5 protein-coding genes are annotated in these 4,478 nt (G+C 74.5%); 3 read left to right on the top strand and 2 right to left on the bottom strand.

Annotated elements, in window-relative coordinates; genetic code table 11:
* Positions 1–322 precede the first annotated feature (322 nt).
* Positions 323–1,216 (bottom strand): carbohydrate kinase, encoded by an 894-nt coding sequence (locus ACFVZW_RS35430; RefSeq protein WP_384530464.1) that lies wholly within the window; start codon positions 1,214–1,216, stop codon positions 323–325.
* Positions 1,217–1,331: 115 nt separating this feature from the next.
* Between ACFVZW_RS35430 and ACFVZW_RS35425 the strand changes: the two genes are divergently transcribed.
* Positions 1,332–1,757: a Rieske (2Fe-2S) protein gene (locus tag ACFVZW_RS35425; RefSeq protein ID WP_384530461.1), complete on the top strand. Its 426-nt coding sequence runs from the start codon at positions 1,332–1,334 to the stop codon at positions 1,755–1,757.
* A gap of 23 nt (positions 1,758–1,780) precedes the next feature.
* Here ACFVZW_RS35425 and ACFVZW_RS35420 read toward each other — a convergent pair whose 3' ends face one another.
* Positions 1,781–2,710, bottom strand: coding sequence for a hypothetical protein (locus tag ACFVZW_RS35420; protein ID WP_384530458.1), 930 nt, complete (start codon positions 2,708–2,710; stop codon positions 1,781–1,783).
* Positions 2,711–2,948: 238 nt separating this feature from the next.
* Here ACFVZW_RS35420 and ACFVZW_RS35415 point away from each other — a divergent pair, with 238 nt between their 5' ends.
* Positions 2,949–3,545: a papain-like cysteine protease family protein gene (locus ACFVZW_RS35415; protein WP_384530455.1), complete on the top strand. Its 597-nt coding sequence runs from the start codon at positions 2,949–2,951 to the stop codon at positions 3,543–3,545.
* Between the two features lie 5 nt (positions 3,546–3,550).
* Positions 3,551–4,315, top strand: a complete 765-nt coding sequence (locus tag ACFVZW_RS35410) for a hypothetical protein (protein ID WP_384530452.1) — start codon at positions 3,551–3,553, stop codon at positions 4,313–4,315.
* The last annotated feature ends 163 nt before the right edge of the window (positions 4,316–4,478 follow it).

The following is a 4,478-nucleotide window of genomic DNA, read 5'->3' as shown; positions in this document are numbered from 1 at the left end:
CGCGCTGCCGCCCGCCCGCCGTCTGTCGCGCGCGGGCCGGCCGCGGCGGGAGGGCGGGGGGGGGAGCGCGGCGGCACCGGTGCGTGGGGGCCGCCCACCCCGGTCCCGGCACCCCGGTCCCGGCAACCCCGGCCTCGGCAACCCCGGCCCCGGCACCCCGGTCCCGGCACCTCCGGCACCCCGGGCTCCGGCACCCGGGCCCCGGCATCTTGACTCCCGGGACTCCCGGTCCCAGGACCCCCGGTCGCGGCACCCCCGGCCCCCCGGTCCCGGCCCCCGGCACCCCCGGTTTCCTCTACGCGCGGGGACGCTCGACCGGACGTCAGGCCGTCAGCTCGTGCGCATACGGCGGCTCCGCGCCCGGGCGGGTGCAGGTCAGGGCCGCCGCCTTCGCCGCGTACGACAGAAGGGCGGACCAGGCGTCCGCGTCCAGGGAGGTCACCGGGCGGTCGGCCAGGCCGTGGAGCAGGGCGGCGTTCACCGTGTCGCCCGCGCCGATCGTGTCCGCGACCCTCACCCGGACCGCCGGAACCGACACCTCGAACGACGGAGTGAAGACCGTCAGCCCCGCCGCGCCACGGGTCACGACCACCGCCGACGGGCCCCGCTCCAGCCACTCGGCCGGGGAGCCGCCCAGCCATGCGGCGTCCTCCTGCGAGAGCTTCAGGAGCGAGACGTACGGCAGCCAGCCCGCGAAGCGTTCGCGGTAGGCGGCCGCGTCCGGGATCAGGCCCGCGCGGATGTTGGGGTCGAGGAGCGTCAGCGCGCCACGCTCCGCCTCGCGCCGCAGCAGCTCCTCGTACGCACTCGCGCCCGGCTCCAAGGCCAGCGAACAGGTGCCGAACGCCACCGCCCGCACCCCCTCGGAAAGCCGCTCCGGCACGGCGAAGAGGCGGTCGGCCGTCCCCTCGACGTAGAAGCCGTACTCCGCCGAGCCGTCCGCGCCCACCGACGCGACCGCCAGCGTCGTCGGCTCCGGACCGCGCTGCACCAGCCGGTCCGAGACCCCCGCCGCCCGCAGCCCGTCCACCAGGGCCACCCCGAAGGCGTCCGTGGAGACGCGGGAGCAGAACGTCACCTCCGCGCCCAGCCGGCCGAGCGCCACGGCCGTGTTGTACGGGCCCCCGCCCGGCCTGGGCGTCAGCGGGGACAGCGGAGTGACGGCGGCCCCCTCGGGGACCAGATCGATCAGGGACTCACCGGCGACGACGATCACGCCGTGAACGTAACCCATGCCCCACGGGCCACGACAACCCCCGCGAAGGGGCGCAGGTGGCCGCCGGTATCGTCGGTTCGGTCACCCCTTGCCCTGATCTCACCGTGGAGCGCTCATGTCCGGCCAGTCCACCCGCCGCACCGTACTGAAGGGCGCCGCGCTCGCCGGGGCCGCCGGGCTGGGTGTCGCCGCCTGCTCCACGGACTCCAAGCTCGGGCACGCCGAGGTCCCGACCCCGACCGCACCGGTCACGCTCGGAGCGCCCGAGGAGGTGCCCGTCGGCGGATCCAAGCTCTACCGCGAGCAGCGGGTCCTGGTGAGCTGCCCGGCCAAGGGCCAGTACAAGGCGTTCAGCGCCCAGTGCACCCACGCCGGCTGCGTCCTCGACAAGATCGAGAACAACGAGGGCAACTGCCCCTGCCACGGCAGCCGCTTCGACGTGACCACCGGCAAGGCCCTCAAGGGCCCGGCGACGGTCCCGCTCCCCGAGGTCCCCGTCCGCGTCGAGGGCGGCAAGCTGGTGGCGGGCCCCGAGGCCTGAGGCCCTGATCCGCCGGACCCGCCCTACGCCCAGTCCCAGTCGATCCCCAGGATCCCCGGCCGTACCCCCTGCTCCACCAGATGCACGGTGCGGTGCCGCCCGGTCAGTGTCAGATCCGAGCGGCCACCGCGCGGCGCACCGGCCGAGACCTGCGCGAAGCGCCGGCACCGCACCGGCAGCGCGGCCTCGTCGAACCGCACCTGAAGCACGTACTGCCCGCCGGCGAAGCTGAACCCCCGGACGTACTCCCCGCTCGGACCGCCCGTCCCGTCCTCGAAGCCGTACCCGAAGAGGTACGTGTCCCCGGCCCGCAGTCGCGCGTCGAAGAGCAGCTCCGCGACCAGCACCCCCGTCTCCCGGTGCCACCGCACCCGCCCCGTGCGGCAGTTGTCGGTCGCCCGCACCACCACCCGCGAGGGATCGCAGCCCGGATCGCCGTGGTGGATGGCGAGATAGCGGTCGACTCCGTCCCGGTGCGCCCGCACCACATGCTGGGAGTCGCGCCCCACCAGCTCCCTCCCCGCCCCGATCCGTACGCGCTCGTGGTGGCCGACCGTGTGCAGCCCGCCGTCCACCGGTGACTCCAGCTCCGTGAGCAGCGCCTCCACGGCCCCCGACGCCTCCACCAGCGAACGGTACGAGCGGCCCGCCGGCCGCTCCACGTCACCGCGCGCCCCGGCGTCCTCGGCCAGCAGCCGGATCAGCGAGTCGCCCGGCAGCTGAAGGACCTCCTCCAGCGCGCGCACGGCCTTCATCGACTCGGGCCGCTGCGGGCGGCGGGCGCCCTGCTGCCAGTAACTGAGGCTGGTCACCCCGACCTTGATCCCCCGGTGGGCGAGATGGTGCTGCACCCGCTGGAGCGGCAGACCGCGCACCGCGAGCGCCGTGCGCAGCGCCAGATGGAACGGTCCGGTGTGCAGCAATTGCGCCAGATCGGCCTCGGTGTGCCCCACGGGGACTCCTCAGTGAACGTTCACGACGAAGGGGGCGGGCCACCGCCCCGGCGGGGCGGGGCCGCAGGTGACGGGGAGGTGCGTGTTCACACCCGGGTCACACCGTTCACAGCCCGCCGTCACCCCGCATTGAAGCGTGTTGACCCGTTCCGGACAACGCTCGATGCTCCTGGACAGCGTCCGGACGTGATCCTCCGACTCCCCACATCCCCACCCCCCCCACCTCGGGAGGAACGCGATGCGCAGTAGAAAGCTGTCCATGGCGGCACTCGCCGCTGCCGCCCTCTTCCTGCTCCCCATGTCGTCGGCGACCGCCGCGCCGACGGGCGAGGACGTCTCCACCCAAGCGACCCTCGCGTACAAGCGACTGAACATCACCATGCAGGCGCAGCAGAAGACCAACTGGTGCTGGGCCGCCGCCGGCAACACCATCGCGACCTGGTTCGGCCGGAACTACAGCCAGAATCAGTTCTGCAACGCCGCCTTCAACCGTCAGCAGGGCTACGACTGCCCCAACAACCAGGCCACCCTCGGCAATGTGCAGACCGGTCTGCGCTGGGCGGGCGTCAACCCCGGCTCGTACGTGACGGGGTGGCTGCGCTGGTCGACCGTGCGCAGCGAGATCGACGCCGACCGTCCGATCGAGACGCGGATCCAGTGGTCGAGCGGCGGCGGGCACATGCATGTGATCTACGGGTACGACGACGCGAACAGCTGGGTCTACTGGGGCGATCCCTGGCCCTCCAGCGACCGCTACAACTGGGCCTCGCACGCCTGGTACGTGGAGAACGGGTCGTTCTCCTGGACGCACTCGCTCTACCGGATAGGGGCGTGACGACGATGAACGCAACGGCACGCGCGATCGGCGCCGGGCTCATGTCCGCCGCCGCCCTCGTCGCCCTCGGCGCCGTACCGGCCGCCACGGCCGCCGCGCCGCCTTCCGCGGCGACCCCGGAGAAGGCTGCGTCCGCGCCCGCGACCCTGGACACGCTCTCCCGGTTCTTCGCCCGCGACGGAGCCCTCGCCCGCTCGGCGGCCAAGCCCCGGATCGAGGGCGCGTCCGTGCCGGTGCGGGTGCTGTCCCCGGACTTCGTGGCGGGGAAGGCGGGCGCGCCCGTCGCCCTCGTCGAGTTCCACGCCAGCAAGGCGGTCGCATCGGACGGGCAGACGGCCTCGCTCTGGACGGTGCGGCAGGCGGGCGGCTGGCAGGTGGTGAACATCGCCACCGGCGACGACGAGATCCGGTACGCGGCGCAGGGCGCGCGGGCGCTGCCGGGCGGGGTCGTGTTCCGTGAGCCGCAGATCGACGCGTGGTACGTCCAGAAGGGCGCGAAGGTGCTGCCGCTGGACGAGGACGCGGTGCGGGCCGTCGGGAGGAACGGGACGAGCCTGGCGGCGTACCGGGATCGGGTCGTGAAGGCGTACGGGGACAAGCTGCCGGCCTCCGCGTACGCGCGGAAGGGCGCGGCCGGTGGTTACGCGACCGAGGCTCCCGCCCACGGGGAGCCTCTCGTCACGGCCGTCGCCGCGACGGCGGGCGGCGGCGCGGCGCTGGCCCTGGGCCTGATCGGGGCACGGGCCTGGCGACGGCGGCACACGGCCTGACGCCGGGGCGGGCGCGTCCCGCTGCGCGGGGCGTGCGGCCCGGTGGTGCGGTTGTGCCCACCCCCCCGGACTCCGTCCGGGGGACCCCCACCGCCCAGCGGGACGATGGCCCACAACCAGGGGGCGGGTTCACAACCGGGGGCGGGGCGGGGGGGCTCAAGCC

The organism is Streptomyces sp. NPDC059567 (genome assembly GCF_042735655.1).
GTDB lineage: Bacteria > Actinomycetota > Actinomycetes > Streptomycetales > Streptomycetaceae > Streptomyces.
Note: the sequence above shows the minus strand (reverse complement) of the source record. Positions and strands in the feature narration are given on the sequence as shown.